15 protein-coding genes and 1 tRNA gene are annotated in these 16158 nt (G+C 34.0%); 10 read left to right on the top strand and 6 right to left on the bottom strand.

The window, feature by feature from the left end; all coding sequences use genetic code 11:
- The first annotated feature begins 20 nt into the window (after positions 1-20).
- Both IL45_RS09720 and IL45_RS09715 read left to right on the top strand, forming a co-directional pair.
- Positions 21-695 (top strand): head GIN domain-containing protein, encoded by a 675-nt coding sequence (locus tag IL45_RS09720; RefSeq protein WP_036583285.1) that lies wholly within the window; start codon positions 21-23, stop codon positions 693-695.
- A 122-nt stretch (positions 696-817) separates the two neighbouring features.
- Entirely contained in the window at positions 818-1561 is a 744-nt protein-coding gene (locus tag IL45_RS09715) for a LysE family translocator (RefSeq protein WP_036583282.1), read from the top strand.
- 39 nt (positions 1562-1600) lie between these two features.
- Here IL45_RS09715 and IL45_RS09710 read toward each other — a convergent pair.
- Positions 1601-1671: transfer RNA gene (locus IL45_RS09710), tRNA-Cys, on the bottom strand.
- A gap of 76 nt (positions 1672-1747) precedes the next feature.
- Positions 1748-2104 (bottom strand): dihydroneopterin aldolase, encoded by a 357-nt coding sequence (gene folB, locus IL45_RS09705; protein WP_036583281.1) that lies wholly within the window; start codon positions 2102-2104, stop codon positions 1748-1750.
- 78 nt (positions 2105-2182) lie between these two features.
- Here folB and IL45_RS09700 point away from each other — a divergent pair, with 78 nt between their 5' ends.
- From IL45_RS09700 to IL45_RS09685, 4 genes are all read left to right on the top strand, one after another.
- On the top strand, positions 2183-3862 hold the full coding sequence (locus IL45_RS09700; protein ID WP_036583279.1) for a glutamine--tRNA ligase/YqeY domain fusion protein: 1680 nt from the start codon (positions 2183-2185) through the stop codon (positions 3860-3862).
- A gap of 204 nt (positions 3863-4066) precedes the next feature.
- A complete protein-coding gene (locus tag IL45_RS09695; RefSeq protein WP_036583277.1) occupies positions 4067-4420 on the top strand; it encodes a YtxH domain-containing protein in 354 nt (117 codons plus the stop codon).
- A gap of 9 nt (positions 4421-4429) precedes the next feature.
- Positions 4430-4813, top strand: a complete 384-nt coding sequence (locus tag IL45_RS09690) for a phage holin family protein (protein ID WP_036583275.1) — start codon at positions 4430-4432, stop codon at positions 4811-4813.
- A complete protein-coding gene (locus tag IL45_RS09685) occupies positions 4800-5006 on the top strand; it encodes a DUF6327 family protein (protein ID WP_036583274.1) in 207 nt (68 codons plus the stop codon). Before IL45_RS09690 ends, IL45_RS09685 begins: the two co-directional genes overlap by 14 nt.
- A gap of 75 nt (positions 5007-5081) precedes the next feature.
- Here the strand turns inward: IL45_RS09685 and IL45_RS09680 are convergent, their stop codons facing one another.
- A complete protein-coding gene (locus tag IL45_RS09680; protein WP_036583272.1) occupies positions 5082-6050 on the bottom strand; it encodes an SPFH domain-containing protein in 969 nt (322 codons plus the stop codon).
- 70 nt (positions 6051-6120) lie between these two features.
- A complete protein-coding gene (locus IL45_RS09675) occupies positions 6121-6753 on the bottom strand; it encodes a hypothetical protein (protein WP_036583270.1) in 633 nt (210 codons plus the stop codon).
- Between the two features lie 110 nt (positions 6754-6863).
- Between IL45_RS09675 and IL45_RS09670 the strand changes: the two genes are divergently transcribed.
- Positions 6864-7499, top strand: coding sequence for a hypothetical protein (locus tag IL45_RS09670; RefSeq protein WP_036583266.1), 636 nt, complete (start codon positions 6864-6866; stop codon positions 7497-7499).
- Here the strand turns inward: IL45_RS09670 and gltX are convergent.
- The gene (gene gltX / locus IL45_RS09665; protein ID WP_036583263.1) at positions 7496-9013 is read right to left on the bottom strand and encodes a glutamate--tRNA ligase; all 1518 of its coding nucleotides are present in this window, start codon (positions 9011-9013) and stop codon (positions 7496-7498) included. The genes IL45_RS09670 and gltX overlap by 4 nt on opposite strands.
- 117 nt (positions 9014-9130) lie before the next feature.
- A complete protein-coding gene (locus tag IL45_RS09660; protein WP_036583262.1) occupies positions 9131-10198 on the bottom strand; it encodes an alkane 1-monooxygenase in 1068 nt (355 codons plus the stop codon).
- Positions 10199-10328: 130 nt separating this feature from the next.
- Here IL45_RS09660 and IL45_RS09655 point away from each other — a divergent pair, with 130 nt between their 5' ends.
- From IL45_RS09655 to mnmG, 3 genes are read left to right on the top strand one after another with little or no spacing between them, the layout of a single operon-like run.
- A complete protein-coding gene (locus tag IL45_RS09655) occupies positions 10329-13877 on the top strand; it encodes a DUF4175 family protein (protein ID WP_036583260.1) in 3549 nt (1182 codons plus the stop codon).
- Positions 13864-14283, top strand: coding sequence for an rRNA maturation RNase YbeY (ybeY, locus tag IL45_RS09650; RefSeq protein ID WP_036583258.1), 420 nt, complete (start codon positions 13864-13866; stop codon positions 14281-14283). Before IL45_RS09655 ends, ybeY begins: the two co-directional genes overlap by 14 nt.
- Before the next feature lie 2 nt (positions 14284-14285).
- On the top strand, positions 14286-16157 hold the full coding sequence (mnmG, locus tag IL45_RS09645; RefSeq protein ID WP_036583256.1) for a tRNA uridine-5-carboxymethylaminomethyl(34) synthesis enzyme MnmG: 1872 nt from the start codon (positions 14286-14288) through the stop codon (positions 16155-16157).
- Position 16158 lies beyond the last annotated feature (1 nt).

The following is a 16158-nucleotide window of genomic DNA, read 5'->3' as shown; positions in this document are numbered from 1 at the left end:
TCTTTATAAAAATGATACACATGAAAATTTCAACTCTATTTTTGTTCTTATTTGTTACGGCATTCAGTTTTTCTCAAAACCCTAGGGAAGTTGAGTTAGGTAACTTTGATACTATTAAAGTCTATGATTTAATCACTGTTAATCTTGTAAAATCTGACGTTAATAAAATTGTTATTTCTGGTCACGATGCTAGTGATGTAGAGTATGTTCACAAAAATGGAACTTTGAAAATACGCATGGCTTTTGATAAACAATTTGATGGTACAGAAACTTTTGTCCATGTTCACTACACAGATTTAAAAGTAATTGATGGAAATGAAGGTGCCTTTATCACGTCTAATGAACTTATAGAACAACCACAATTGGAGATTAGAGTACAAGAAGGCGCTCGAGTTAAAGCTGGTGTAATGGTAGAATATCTTGAGATTAAAGCCGTATCTGGTGGAATTACTGAAGTAAGTGGTACTGTAGATCAACAAATCGTTAACGTCAATACTGGTGGAATTGTAGAGAACCAAGATCTTAAATCAAAACGTACCAAAGTAAAACTTAGAGCTGGTGGAGAAGTAGAAGTATATGCCACTAACGCTGTAGATATTAATATTCAGGCAGGCGGTGATGTTATAGTCTATGGTAATCCACAAGAAATTTCTAAAAAAACTTTTGCAGGTGGACGTATTGAGATAAGGGATTAAGACAACTTATTAAGTAAAAATTCCTGTAATTACGCTTTCGCGAAAGCGTGTTAATTATCAACACACAGGTATAAGAAAACCCAACATTAATTTTTACCTTTGAGCAATAACCTTTTAATTATATGCTCGAAGATGTTCTTAGTGCAATTCCGCTGGGATTTTTAATGGCCTTTCTCATAGGACCAGTGTTCTTTGCATTACTAGAAACCAGTGCGATTAAAGGATTTAGAGCTGCGGTAGCACTAGATATAGGAGTTATTCTTGCAGATATTATTTTTTTACTAGCAGCATATTTTATGACTTCCTCTATTTTAGAGAAGTTAAAAGATGATCCTGGACTTTATATTTTTGGCGGTTCTATACTTGCGATATATGGTATCGTTTCTTTTGTAAAAACTAGAAAATCTTATCTTAAAGAGGTTGATCCTAAAGTACTTATTGTAAAGAAGAACAACTACTTTTCTTTATTTATAAAAGGTTTTTTCCTCAACTTTATCAATATAGGTGTCTTAGGATTTTGGCTAGGATTAATAGTCGTTTTTAGTCCTCAGTTAGAGAATGATTCTAATAGAATTATCACCTTTTTTGGTGCAGTATTAGTCACTTATTTTATTGTTGATCTATGTAAAATAGTGCTAGCAAAAAGCCTAAATCGTTACCTCACACCACATCGTATATTTCTATTAAAAAGATTGATAGCTATCATAATGATGATTAGTGGTGCGGTACTTATTTTTAAAGGAGCTTTTCCTAGTGTAACTAATCAGGTAGAAGAGCAACTGCACATTATTCCAGAATTACCAGAACCAGTCGCTCCAGAACTAGAAGGTGTGGAGGAAATTCCTGTACTTAACGATTCTATTTAAAATAAAAAATCCCCAATCAGTAAAGATTGAGGATTTCAGAGGCGTCTAGCGGATTCGAACCGCTGTACTAGATTTTGCAGACCCATGCCTAGCCGCTCGGCCAAGACGCCTTTTACGCCCGCAAAAATAACAAAAAAGTTGTCTTTATCACTATTATTAATCAAAAACGCTCTTTAGTGTTGACTTCTAGCGACTTTGCTGCATAGAAATGACCACACTTGCCACATCACCACTTATAGGAGGATTGATTTTTGCCACTTTTACATGCGCTTTTTGTACTAATTGCTCTTCATTCAGAACTCGATCCAGTATTCTTTGTGCGACTTGTTCCAGTAATTTTGAACGTATCGCCATTTCTTCTACTATAATTCTATTAAGTGAAACATAATCCACGGTATCACTCAGTTCATCAGTCTTAGCGCTTTTTGATAGATCAGCAGTTACTTCTAGATCTACTCGATATTCACTACCTATCATAGCCTCTTCATCGAGACATCCATGGTTAGTATAAACCTTTACGTTTTCAAGTATAATTGTATGCATGTGGTAAAGATACTATGAGTATGGTTAGGACTGAAATAAGCTGTAAATTTGTTTTATCTAAATATATTGAAAAGAGCCATGAGTGATACTACTAAACCTAATAACTTCATAGAAGACATTATAGAAGACGATTTAAACAATGGTCTTTCTCAAGATAAATTACGTTTCCGTTTTCCACCAGAACCTAATGGGTTTTTACACATAGGTCACGCTAGTGCAATATGTTTAAACTTTGGGCTAGGAGAGAAGTACAACAGGCCAGTAAATCTGCGTTTTGATGATACTAATCCTGCAAAAGAAGAAGCAAAATATGTAGCTGCGATTCAAAAAGACGTAGAATGGTTAGGTTATAAATGGGATAATCTGTGTTATGCGTCAGACTATTTTCAAGAGCTTTATGACTGGGCAGTTCAAATGATTAAAGACGGAAAAGCTTATGTAGATTCTCAATCTAGTGAAGAAATGGCCGCTCAAAAAGGGACACCTACTCAACCTGGAGTAGATGGACCTTACCGTAATAGAAGTGTGGAAGAAAATCTAGCACTTTTTGAAGGTATGAAGAATGGAGAATATGGTGAAGGAGAACATATCCTGCGTGCTAAAATTGATATGCAGTCTAATAACATGCTCATGCGCGATCCTATCATGTATCGTGTGGTTGATAAAGCACACCATAGAACCGGTACTGACTGGAAAATCTATCCTATGTACGATTGGACACATGGAGAAAGTGATTATCTAGAGCAAATCTCACATTCTTTCTGTACGCTTGAATTTAAGCCTCATAGAGAGCTTTATGACTGGTTCCTTGATCAAGTTATCGATAAAGATAAAATACGTCCTAAGCAACGTGAATTTGCCCGTAGAAACGTATCACATACTGTGACCAGTAAACGTAAACTTCAAAAACTGGTAGAAGCTGGTGTAGTTAACGGATGGGATGATCCACGTATGACGACCATATCTGGTTTAAGACGTCGAGGTTACACTCCAGCATCATTAAAAAACTTTGCAGAGTCTATAGGAATCGCAAAACGTGATAACCTAGTAGATATGAACCATCTCGAGTTTCATTTAAGAGATGATTTAAATAAAACTGCAGATCGTGTGATGTGTGTATTAGATCCAGTAAAACTGGTTATTACTAATTATCCAGACGATCAGGTAGAGATCCTTCAGGCAGAAAATAGTCAGGAAGACGAGTCTCGTGGTTTTAGAGAAGTTCCTTTTTCCAAAGAACTTTATATAGAACGTGAAGATTACAGAGAAGAGGCAAATAAGAAATTCTTCCGTCTTAAAAATGGAAAAGAAGTACGTCTTAAGAACGGATACATCATTAAAGGTGAAGGTTGCCTTAAAGATGCAGACGGTAATATTACAGAGATTCACGCCACCTATGATCCAGATTCTAAAAGTGGTAGCGGTACTGAAGCGAGTATGCGCAAAGTAAAAGGTACACTTCACTGGGTAAGTGCTGCACATGCAGTGCCTGTAGAAGTACGCCTTTATGATCGTTTATTTACAGTACCATCACCAGATACTGATAAGGAAAAAGACTTTATGGAATTTGTGAACCCTAATTCTCTAGAAGTTATTACTGCCATGGCAGAGCCTGCAATGAAAAACTTAAAAATAGGTGACATTGTACAATTCCAACGTATGGGATATTTCTGTGTTGATCCAGATACTACAGAGGATCAAATGGTATATAACCGTACAGTAACCTTGCGAGATACTTGGGCAAAGCTAGAGGACTAGTATTTTCTAAATATTTTGAATAATTACGCTTTCGCGAAAGCGTATCTTATAAAATCCTTCTTATTTTAACTACAATTAGTAATAATTATGTTGATTTAAGAAGGATTTAATATATATACCATAATTGTTAACCGGTTATTAACGTATTACCACATACAGTGTGTTTATCTTTGAATCAATTAATAATCAATAAATTAAACGAAGATGGCAAAGACAGGAAACGCATTAGTAGCACTAGTAGCAGGAGCAGCAATAGGAATAGCTGCAGGCTTACTTTATGCACCAGAAAGTGGTGAGAAAACTAGAAAGAAATTAAAGAAAAAGGCTGATAAGGCGCAAAAGGATATTAAAAATCAAGCACAAACTGCTTATGATACTTTAACAACTAAGGCCACTGAATATAAAGGTACCCTAGATGAGCGCATCGAGACTGCATTATCAACAGCAAGTTTTAAAGCTGACGATGCAATTGTTTCGTTAGAAAGAAAATTAGAGCAGTTAAGAGCACAAAATGCAAAATTACAGAAGCCTAAGGTAAACGGAAAAACCACGGTATAAATCTGATATATGGGAAAAGGTATAAGTGAGAATATTCAAGAATTTACCACCGCTACTCAAAGTTTTATAGAATCATCTATTAACTATCATAAACTCGATCTTTATAAAAAAGTAATGAGTGGCGTGATATCGAGCAGCCATAAATTGCTATTGGGATTTTTTTTACTGATATCAATTCTATTTTTAAGTCTTGCTGTCAGTATCTACATTGGTGATTTATTAGATAACGATGCTCTTGGATATTTAATCGTTGGATTATTTTATTTTTTACTCGTTATACTAGTAGCTTTATTTATGAAGCCAGTCATTGAAAAAAGTCTATTGCGCAAGACCAGCCAGCAATTCTTCAATTCAAATGAGGATATAAAAATTGACAAGTATGAGAGTTTATAATAGTTTTGACGAAATAGATAGAGATTTAAGGTATTTACAACTGCAAAAACAGGTTGATCAAGAGACCATGAAACTTAATCTGAATGAAGTAAAGGAAAGCTTCTCTGCAGTATCAGTATTAACTAGTATTGTAAGTTCTATTGCAAAGAAAGCGGTGATTCTTAAAACGGTCAACAAATTGATAGGAAGATAAAATTGCATTGAAAAATAAATGAAAAAGCACCGCAACAGCGGTGCTTTTTTTATTTAATAAAATAGATTTATAAGATTAATCTTGCCATCCATCAGAATCTTTATTTCTATTTGCCTCATCTACTTCTTTATTTTTATTAGTTTTTTTCATTTGCTCACCTATTTGTGCACTTGCAGTGAAACTAGCAATCATGTTGTTTAACATATCACTACCAGCTTGTGGTGAGTTAGGTAAAAGAATAAGGTTAGAATTAGTTTCTTCACCCAAAGATTGTAAAGTATCATAGTGCTGAGTAACTACGATTAAAGCACTTGCCTCTTGAGAATTGATACCTACGTTATTTAAAACATCAACACTTTCTTCTAATCCACGAGCGATTTCACGGCGTTGATCTGCGATACCTTGACCTTGTAAACGTTTAGATTCAGCCTCGGCACGTGCTTTTGCAACAATCTTGATACGATCAGCTTCAGCTTCATACTCAGCAGCTGTTTTCTCGCGCTCTGCTGCATTAATACGATTCATAGCTGCCTTTACCTGTATATCTGGATCAATGTCTGTTACAAGCGTTTTAATGATGTCATATCCATAATCCATCATTGCTTCGTTTAATTCACGTTTTACAGCAATGGCAATATCATCTTTCTTTTCAAAAACGTAGTCTAGTTTCATTTTAGGAACCTCTGCACGTACTACATCAAATACATATGATGTTATCTGGTCATGTGGGTTTTGTAATCTATAAAAAGCATCATATACTTTTTCTCTTCTAACCTGGAATTGTACAGATATTTTAAGACGAACAAATACATCATCTTTTGTCTTAGTTTCAACAATAACATCTAGTTGTTGAATTTTAAGATTAATACGTCCTGCAATTTTATCAATTAATGGCACTTTAAACTGAAGTCCAGAATGACGCATACTGGTAAATTTTCCAAAACGCTCAATTAGAGCAGCTGTTTGTTGCTTTACCGTAAAAAATGAACTGAAAATTAGTAGAAGTATGATTACTCCTAAAATTGGAAAAATTAATTGTCCCATAGTTAGTGTTTTAAGTTTGTTTAAAGATACAGTACAATTAGTCTTATTTTATTTAAAAAAGTTACAGGCACTATTTACAATGTTCTTTATAAAGCTCTGTCAACATTAAAACTCCTTTTTCTTTATAGAGATCTTTTGTGACATGTGTCAGTAATTCAGGACATGAATCTTTAAAATAATAATCTATGATTTTGGTGAATGCTTTATAAAATCCAATTTTAATTTCAGTCATAGAGCTTCCTTCATATTGAAGATATTTAAGTTCTTTTTCATCAGGTAGTTTCATGTATGAAGTCATGCTGTAAGAAATGTTTCCGCGGCCGTCATTTGATTTTCCCCAAGCCACATAAATAGATACACCATCAATATTCTTTTCTATAACTTTAAACCAAATGGGCTTTTTACTCACCTTTAGTTTCTTAAAATTTAAAAATTTTGCCTGCATGTAGTATAAAACTTCATATTTCACAAGCTCTTCGCCTTTAGTAAATTCAAGTGTAGAAAATTCTACTGACAGAAATTTTTGTTTCTTACTATCTAAAGAACTTTTGAATTTAATTTTTTTAACCGCTGCAAAATCTGGTTCTTCAAAATAACCTATTAATTCTGTTCCGTCGGTCTTTACAGCCTTTCCGGGATAATACTTTGCAGCTATAGAAATCAATGGGATAATCAGAAAAAATGTAAGGATTGTATTTTTCATCTTTTATTTCTTTTAAAGAATTTGTAGCCAAGGTAAACAATAATGATATTGTTTGCTTTCTATTTAGTCTCTGAGTTCTTTTATTATTATGTTTAGCTTTTAATTTAATTATGAGAAGTTTATTTATTATTATTTTCATTTGTGGTTTCAATATAGTTGCTCAGGCTCAAAGAAGACAAGCTTCAAATAATAGACTAGGTATAGCTCTAGATGCTACCTTTTTTAGTTTAAACACTGATGATGTAGCGGTAGATGGTAAAGTAGGGTGGAGCGCTGGATTAGAAACCAGAGGATCCTCTAGACCTTATTGGGATCTGATTTTTGGAATACACCTTTTTAATAATAAATTTTCTGTTCAAGAAGCGTTAACACTTGATGATATAGACATGAGTGTTATCGGTGCAGAGGTAAAGTTACTATGGGCTTATAAAATTGATAATAGAGATTATCTTTCTTTAGAAATAGGACCAGCCGTATCTTTTAATGGTGAATTTAAAGTAGCAGATAAACGGTATGAAGACAGCATAATTACAGGTAGTAGCGCTGTTACCGTTGCTTCTTTTCAAGAAACATCGCCAATAAATATTAATGGAATTGTCGGTTTAAGTGGTGGATCAGAGAAGATTAGATTTTCTGCTCATTACCACTATGCGTTTTTAGATGTTTTAAATGGTAAAAACGCCTTAAGCGAAGAACTCAACGGTAATATGAGTTATATCACCGCTGGAGTTCGCTTTTATTTTTAAGATAACTTCTTTATAGCATGTTGAATGCGAGCGATAGTTTGATCTTTACCTATCATACTTGCTATTTCAAATACATCAGGTCCCATCAAACTACCTACTAATGATAGTCTTAATGGCATCATTACTTTACCAAATCCCATTTCTTGAGTAGTAATCCAGCCTTTAATTGCAGTACTTAAACCGGTAGCGCTATCATCAGTGCAGTCTTCGATAATTTTAATCACATCTGTCATAATGTTAGAAGTATCTTCTTTCCAAGCTTTTTTAGCTGCTTTTTCATCATATGAATCTGGTGCAGTAAAGAAGAAACCAGCCAGTTCAAAAAGATCTTCTGTAAAAACAGCACGTTCTTTCACTAGACCACAAACTATATTCACATAATCCTGTGATCCATAATCGATATCTTTTTCTTCTAACGCTTTCGCAAAAGCGGCACCTATAACAGCATCATCTTGTGCAACATACCATTGTTGCTGAAACCATTTAGCTTTTTCCGGATCATATTTTGCACCAGAACTATTTACCTTATCAAGACTAAAAGCTTGAACCAATTCATCTAGACTGAAAATCTCTTGTTCAGTTCCTGGATTCCATCCTAAGAACGCTAAAATATTGATCATTGTCTCTGGAAGAAAACCATCTTGTTTAAAACCTGTAGATATTTCTCCACTTTTAGGATCTTTCCATTCTAGTGGGAATACTGAAAAGCCCATTTTATCACCATCACGCTTACTTAATTTTCCTTTTCCGGTAGGTTTAAGTATTAATGGTAGGTGAGCAAACTTAGGTCGTTCCCATCCAAAGCTTTCATAAAGCAATACATGCAATGCCATGCTAGGCAACCATTCTTCACCACGTATCACGTGAGAAATTTTCATATCATGGTCATCTACCACATTAGCAAGGTGGTAAGTAGGCATTCCATCACTTTTAAATAATACTTTATCATCGATAAGTGAAGTGTCTATTTCAATCCCTTTACGGATTTCATCAAACATGTGTAGTGTTTTCAACTCTGGCTTAAAACGGATCACATAATCATCTCCACGATTGATACGTTCTTTTACTTCATCACTAGATAAGGTTAGAGAATTGGTAAAATCGTTACGATTGTTATGATTGTATATAAAAGTTTCCTTTTTTGCTTCTGCATTTTCACGAGCGGTTTGCAATTCTTGCGCAGTATCAAACGCATAATAGGCGGCACCTTTTTCTATAAGGTCTAGCGCATATTGTTTATACATTGATTTGCGTTCGCTTTGTCTATAAGGTCCACAATCTCCTTCTTTTCCTGGTCCTTCATCATAAGGAATATGACACCAGTTTAAAGCGTTAATAATATAATCTTCAGCACCTTCTACATACCTGTTTTGGTCTGTATCTTCAATACGTAGTACAAAAGTACCGTTGTGTTTTTTTGCAAATAAATAGTTGAACAATGCTGTTCTAACGCCACCTATATGTAATGGTCCCGTAGGACTAGGTGCAAATCTTACTCTAACTGAAGTGCTCATTATCGCCGTTTTTAAGGCTGCAAAGATAATATTTGTAAGTTATGAGTTCAGTGTTAACAGTTAAGACTTTCTCAAGAAAGTGGTTCTCTATAGCTATGGTAGGACAATATTTAACGATTATAAATGTCTATTTTTATTTTCAGATAATTCTATCATTTCTTGTGGCACATGTTTATTAACAATTGAAAACCACAATGGTGGTATCGTAGCAATAACCATCATAGTAGGATATCCATAGGGTAGTTGTGGACTGTTTTCATGATAATCTAGAAGTTGATACTTTTTATTTGCTCTATAGTGATGATCACTATGTCTAGTAAGTTCATAAAGCAAAATTCTACCCAGCGCGTGGTTAGAATTCCAGCTATGTATTTCTCTTACTACTTCATATCTGCCTGACTTTTTCTGTACTCTTCTCAACCCATAATGTTCTAGATAATTTATAATTTCTAGCAAACTAAAACCGACTACAGCAATACATAATGCAATTATAGAAGTCATCCAAGAAAATGAAATACCTATAATAATTAAATAATTCAATTGTATAACTGTGTACCAAAGCATGTCATTTTTTACAGAATAGAATGATTGATCGTTTGCTTTCAATAATCTATTTTGAATACTCCATGAGTTTTTATATTGATTGATAACAGAACGCCACCAGAATGCATATAGACTTTCATTGTAACGCGCACTAGCTGGGTCCTCAGGTGTTGCAGCATTTACATGATGTCCATAGTTATGCTCTATATAAAAATGCATGTAGAGACTAGGTAATAACAATATTTTACCTAGAAAACGTTCCCACGATTCTTGTCTGTGACCTAATTCATGTGCAACATTAATTCCATTACTACCAGCCACTATTCCTAACGTAAAGATTAAACCCATTACTTCATAAGTTTCAAAATTACTGATAGAGTACATGTATAAACCATAAATAAGAACACTAAATATGATAGGTACATTTAACCACAATAAGATGTCAAATAATTTATTTTTCAACTTACTCTCTTTACTTTCCGCATCTAAATTGCTAGTTAAAGATGGCATGATTAGTTCAATTAATGGTACGATTGTAAAAACCATCAATGGGGTAATATATAAAGCAGATCCTCTATAATAAATACCAATCACGCACAAAATAGGAACGATATATGCGGTTAGGTATTTGAGATCTTTCATGAGTATGATGATTAAACTATTGAAATTTTAAGGGCGTTATTTTCTTAAAGAACAAGTTCTAATATACACCATATCATAAACATCGTGCTCATTGCGTTATATTTACCCTACATAGACGACATATTAAGTGATGAATAACTTTCAAATCATAGAGCACAAGCTCAAACTTTTTATTAAAAAATATTACACAAATGAGATCATTCGTGGTATTATTTTATTTCTAGCGATAGGATTATTGTACTTCCTATTTACTGCTGTTATCGAGCATTTTTTATGGTTGAGTTCTACAGGTAGAACAATTTTATTTGGTCTTTTTGTGTTAGTACAGGCAGCATTATTGTTTAAATTTATTGGTATACCATTAGCAAGACTATTCAAATTATTTTCAGGAATTGATTTTAGAGATGCCAGTAATATGATAGGAACTCATTTTCCTGAAGTATCAGATAAATTAATCAACATATTACAATTACATAAAAATGGAGGAGATGATGAGCTTACTTGGGCCAGTATTAATCAGAAGAGTGAAGAGCTCAAACCTATTCCTTTTTCTCTCGCCATCGATTTTAAAAAGAACGCGGCATATTTAAAATATCTTGCTATTCCATTGTTAATTATTGCTGCACTTTTCTTCACTGGTAATAATGATGTACTAACAGAAAGTACAAAACGTGTAGCAGACTTTAACAATGAGTACATCCCACCAGCACCTTTCACTTTTAAGTTGCTTAATGAAGATTTGAATACTTTACAAAAACGTGATTTCAAACTTAATGTAGAAGTTTCAGGAAGAACAATTCCTGAAAACGCAAGTATTCATTTTAATAATCAAACTTATTATTTAACTCAAGACGCTCCAGGTAGATTTAGTTTTGTATTTAATAATCCATCTGCAGACACTCCATTTTATCTTAAAGCAAATGAAGTGCGTAGTGAGAATTTTGAACTTACTGTCGATGCTGTCCCTTCCATTAATAAATTTGAATTATTGATGGACTATCCATCCTATACTGGTAAGAAAGATGAGGTTATAAAAAGCACGGGAAATGCTCTGGTTCCACAGGGAACTAAGATTACTTGGAAATTAGAAACCGCTGCGACAGATCATGTAGATTTTAAATATACTAATGCTGTAGAATCGTTTGAGAAGGATGGTAATGATTACGCTTTCGCGAAAGCGATATTAAAGCCACTTAAATATGCTATCTCAACATCCAATGTGAATGCAAGGGATTTTGAAGAATTGAATTTTAAAATTGAAGTTACTAAGGATGATTATCCAGAATTAAAAATGGAAATGAAGAAAGATAGTATTCAAGAAGATATTCTTTATTTCAGAGGTCAAGTAGCTGATGATTATGGGATTAGAAGGATACAACTTGTTTATTTTGAAAGCGATAATAACGTAAGTCAGCAGATTTATGAGATAGGAAAGAATCGTGGAACATTTGATCAATTTCTTTTCACTTTTCCTGGTAATTTACCCTTAAAAGGCGGTAAAAATTATCAATTTTATTTTGAAGTAGTTGATAATGATGTTGTTAATAATTTTAAAAGTGCAAAGAGTCAGGTTTATGGTTTCAAAAAATCTACAAAAGAAGAGGAACAGCAAAAACAATTAAAAGGTCAAAAAGAATCTTTAGAAGAGCTAGAGAAATCATTATTAGAACAAGAAAAACAACAAGAAGAACTTAAAGAAATAAGTCAAGAGCAAATTGAGAAAAAACAACGTGGTTTTAACGATAAGAAAAAATTAGAACAAGCTCTTAAAAATCAACAAGAGCAGGAACGTGAAATGCGTCAACAAATGGAAAAAATGAGGGATAATTTAGAGAAGTCTAATCCTGAAAAAGATCCTATGAAACAGGCTTTAAAAGAACGTTTACAGCAAAGTGAAGAAGAGATTAAGAAAAATGAAGAATTACTTAAAGAGCTTCAAGAGTACCAAGATAAGTTAAGTAAAGAAGATCTTAAAGAAAAAATAGAGAAGGCTCAAAAGAATTCAAAGCAGCAAAAGCGTAATTTAAAACAATTGCTAGAGCTCACAAAAATGTATTACGTTACGCAGAAGTATGAGCAAATGATTGATAAGCTGAAGGACATTGCACAACAGCAAGAAGATCAATCAAAAAAAGAAGGTGATAAGAATAAGAAGTCTGAACAGGATAAGTTAAATGAAGCTTATAAGAAATGGGAAAAGGAACTACAGGAACTTGAGAAGGAAAACAATGGTCTTAAAAAACCTATGAAGTTAGATTTTGATCCACTTAACTCACCAGAGATTAAGAAAGAACAGCAGGAATCTAGCGATCATCTTGAGAATTCTAAAACGCCGGATGCTAGTAAAAAACAAAAAAGTGCCGCAGATAAAATGAAAGAGCAAGCGCAAGCTATGAAAGCTCAAATGAGTTCTGGTAAATCTGAGAAATTGAAAGAGGATGCAGATATGTTGCGTCAGATATTAGATAACCTGATTGTGTTTTCAAAGGAACAAGAAAACGTTCTTAATGGTGTTAAGAATCTAAATAGAAACAGTCCAAATTTTGGTAAAAAACTTAAAATCCAAAAGGATCTTGAGAAAGCATTTAAACACGTCGATGACAGTTTATTTGCTCTTGCATCACGTAATCCTGAGGTGGGAATAGAAATAAATAGAGAAGTAACTGATATTTACTATTATATAGATAAATCTTTGGTGCAACTAAGTGATTTTGAGATGAATAAAGGGCAGATATCACAGCAGTTCACTTTGAATGGTTCTAATAAACTAGCAAATCTACTTAGCAGCGCTATGGATGCTATGAATAATGCGATGGCTTTACCTGGTAAAGGTGAAGGAGAACCTGGTGAAGGTCAAAGTTCAGGTTTTCAGTTACCAGACATTATTAAGAAACAGGAGTCTTTGATGAAAGAAGGACAGGACGGTAAGGAAGGTAACGATGGTAAAAAACCTGGTGATGGTAAGGGAAAAAAACCTGGCGAAGGTAAACCTGGAGAATCTGGTCCACCTGGTCAAGGAGGAAAGTATGGTCAAGAAGGTCAGTCGGGTGAAGGTGGTCAATCTGGTGAAGGTGGTGAAAGTGGTCAAGGCGGTAAAGACGGTAAAGGAAGTACTGGTGAATCTGGCCAAGGTGGTCAAGGTGGTGAAGGCGGTCAAGGTTCTAATGGTGAAGGATCGGGTAGTGATGGTACGAGTGGAAAAGATGGAAATGAAAATGGATCTGGTGATAGTCAAGAGAAACGTGGATATAAAGAATCAGAAGAAGAAAGTGGCAGGATTTATGAGATTTATAAAAGACAACAGGAATTGAGAAATCAATTAGAGGATATGATTCGTCAGGAAGGTCTTGAAGGAATTGTTGATGACATTACTGATAAGATGAAGGCAGTGGAGCGTAAGCTATTAGATCAAGGTTTTAATCGTGAAGTTCAAAATCAAATGATGGAGATACAACATGATTTATTGAAGTTAAAAGACGCAGGATTGCAACAAGGTAAGGAGGATGAAAGAGAAGGAAATACTAATCGTAAAGACTTCAACAATCCTACTAATGCTGTTTTACCAGATGCATCCATGTATTTTAATAGTAAGGAGATTTTAAATAGACAAGTACTACCTTTGCAACAGCAATATAAACAGAAGGTAAAGGAGTATTTTAAAGAAGATGGTAGACTTTAATTATCAATTTAATTTTGAATTATCAGATGAAGTACGATATTCAAAATGGTTACGAGCTGTTGCTTTATCTGAGAATAAATCTTTAGGTGATTTATCCTATGTTTTTTGTACTGATGATTTTCTATTGGAAATAAATCAGAAGTATTTAAATCATGATACTTTAACGGATATTATAACTTTCGATTATTGCGACGATGATTTTATTCATGGGGAAATATATATTTCTGTGGATAGAGTTAAGGATAATGCTAAGGATTTTGTCGTAAGCTTTGACGATGAGCTGTTACGAGTTATGTCTCATGGGCTGCTTCACCTTATTGGTTTTGGTGATAAAACTGATATCGAAAAAAGTATTATGCGACTCAAAGAAGATGAAAAAATTAAAATGTTTCACGTGAAACAATAGGTATGTTTGATAAAGAATATGATGTAATAGTTGTTGGTGCAGGACATGCAGGAAGTGAAGCCGCAGCTGTATCTGCAAATATGGGTTCTAGTACATTATTGGTTACTATGAATCTTGAAACTATTGGACAAATGTCTTGTAATCCTGCTATGGGAGGTATTGCAAAAGGACAAATTGTTAGAGAAATTGATGCTTTAGGAGGATTGAGTGGAATAGTTTCAGATAAGAGTGCTATTCAATTTAAAATGCTTAATCAATCTAAAGGTCCTGCTATGTGGTCTCCTAGAACACAAAATGATAGGATGCGCTTTTCTGAGGAATGGAGGTTGCAATTGGAGGCTATTCCGTTACTTGATTTCTATCAAGAAATGGTAGCTGGTTTAGTTATTGAAGGTAATAAAGTAGTTGGTGTTCGAACCTCTTTAGGTATTGAAATTAGATCTAAAGCTGTAGTTCTTACTAATGGTACTTTTTTGAATGGTTTGATTCATATTGGTGATAAACAGTTTGGTGGTGGTAGGGCAGGTGAGCGTGCTTCAACGGGTATTACAGGTCAGTTAGTTGATTTAGGTTTTGAATCTGGCCGTATGAAGACAGGTACTCCACCTCGTGTTGATGGTCGTTCTTTAGATTATTCTAGAATGGAGCCACAGCCAGGCGATGCAATTACTTCTAAATTTAGTTACAGTAATCTTACTACATCTCTGAAATCTCAAAGGGATTGTCATATGACCTATACCAGTCCCGAGGTTCATAATTTATTGCGTGAAGGATTTGATAGATCTCCTATGTTTAATGGTAGGATTAAATCTTTAGGTCCTCGTTATTGTCCTAGTATTGAAGATAAAATAGATCGATTTGCTGATAAGGATAGACATCAATTATTTGTAGAACCTGAGGGATGGAATACTTGTGAGGTTTATGTAAATGGTTTTAGTACATCTTTACCTGAGGATGTACAATTTAAAGCTTTACGTAGTGTGGTTGGTTTTGAAAAAGTGAAGTTTTTCAGACCAGGTTACGCTATTGAATATGATTATTTTCCACCTACTCAGTTAAAACATACCTTAGAGACTAAACTTATTGATGGTTTATATTTTGCTGGTCAGATAAATGGTACTACAGGATATGAAGAAGCCGCTTCTCAAGGTTTAATGGCTGGTATTAATGCAGTTCGTAAAATAAGAGAAGAAGAGCCATTCATTCTAAAAAGAGATGAAGCTTATATTGGTGTACTTGTGGATGATTTGATTACTAAAGGAACTGAGGAACCTTATAGAATGTTTACATCACGCGCTGAATATCGAACGTTGTTGCGACAAGATAATGCAGATTTAAGGTTAACACCTAGAGCTGTTGAGTTGGGTATTGTTACTGATGAAGCTCTCAAAAGAGTAGATCGTAAAGCTACAGAATCAGAAAGAATGGTTCAGTTTTTACGTGATACAAGTTATGATTTTAAAGAAATGAATAATCTGTTAGTAGCTAAGGGTACTAAACAAGTTACTCAAAATGATAAGCTTTTTAAAGTTTTTTCTAGACCTCAGATTAATCTAGAGGATATCAAAACGATTTCTCAGGTAAAAGAATATCTTGAAACTAATGATCTAGATGATGATATTCTAGAACAAGTTGAAGTTCATGTAAAATATGCTGGCTACATTGCAAAAGAAAAAGATAATGCTGATAAGTTACACAGATTAGAAAATGTGAAAATTCCATCTGATTATGATTTTAAATCTATTAAGTCTCTTTCCTATGAGGCACGCGAAAAGTTAACAGCAATTCAACCAGCAACAGTTTCTCAAGCATCTCGTATCTCGGGAGTTTCTCCTAGTGATATTTCGGTGTTATTAGTACATATGGGAAGATAGT

Origin of the sequence: Nonlabens ulvanivorans (assembly GCF_000732625.1) — a bacterium.
Classification (GTDB): domain Bacteria; phylum Bacteroidota; class Bacteroidia; order Flavobacteriales; family Flavobacteriaceae; genus Nonlabens; species Nonlabens ulvanivorans.
This window is presented reverse-complemented; position numbering and strand designations above follow the sequence as displayed.

What these genes read in the sequence shown, in the direction of transcription:
- folB (WP_036583281.1), bottom strand. Translation starts at nt 2,104, where the DNA reads ATGCATACAATTATACTTGAAAACGTAAAGGTTTATACTAACCATGGA.
- gltX (WP_036583263.1), bottom strand. Translation starts at nt 9,013, where the DNA reads ATGAGCACTTCAGTTAGAGTAAGATTTGCACCTAGTCCTACGGGACCA.
- IL45_RS09715 (WP_036583282.1), top strand. Translation starts at nt 818, where the DNA reads ATGCTCGAAGATGTTCTTAGTGCAATTCCGCTGGGATTTTTAATGGCC.
- IL45_RS09720 (WP_036583285.1), top strand. Translation starts at nt 21, where the DNA reads ATGAAAATTTCAACTCTATTTTTGTTCTTATTTGTTACGGCATTCAGT.
- IL45_RS09660 (WP_036583262.1), bottom strand. Translation starts at nt 10,198, where the DNA reads ATGAAAGATCTCAAATACCTAACCGCATATATCGTTCCTATTTTGTGC.
- IL45_RS09670 (WP_036583266.1), top strand. Translation starts at nt 6,864, where the DNA reads ATGAGAAGTTTATTTATTATTATTTTCATTTGTGGTTTCAATATAGTT.
- IL45_RS09680 (WP_036583272.1), bottom strand. Translation starts at nt 6,050, where the DNA reads ATGGGACAATTAATTTTTCCAATTTTAGGAGTAATCATACTTCTACTA.
- IL45_RS09700 (WP_036583279.1), top strand. Translation starts at nt 2,183, where the DNA reads ATGAGTGATACTACTAAACCTAATAACTTCATAGAAGACATTATAGAA.
- IL45_RS09690 (WP_036583275.1), top strand. Translation starts at nt 4,430, where the DNA reads ATGGGAAAAGGTATAAGTGAGAATATTCAAGAATTTACCACCGCTACT.
- ybeY (WP_036583258.1), top strand. Translation starts at nt 13,864, where the DNA reads ATGGTAGACTTTAATTATCAATTTAATTTTGAATTATCAGATGAAGTA.
- IL45_RS09695 (WP_036583277.1), top strand. Translation starts at nt 4,067, where the DNA reads ATGGCAAAGACAGGAAACGCATTAGTAGCACTAGTAGCAGGAGCAGCA.
- IL45_RS09675 (WP_036583270.1), bottom strand. Translation starts at nt 6,753, where the DNA reads ATGAAAAATACAATCCTTACATTTTTTCTGATTATCCCATTGATTTCT.
- IL45_RS09685 (WP_036583274.1), top strand. Translation starts at nt 4,800, where the DNA reads ATGAGAGTTTATAATAGTTTTGACGAAATAGATAGAGATTTAAGGTAT.
- IL45_RS09655 (WP_036583260.1), top strand. Translation starts at nt 10,329, where the DNA reads ATGAATAACTTTCAAATCATAGAGCACAAGCTCAAACTTTTTATTAAA.
- mnmG (WP_036583256.1), top strand. Translation starts at nt 14,286, where the DNA reads ATGTTTGATAAAGAATATGATGTAATAGTTGTTGGTGCAGGACATGCA.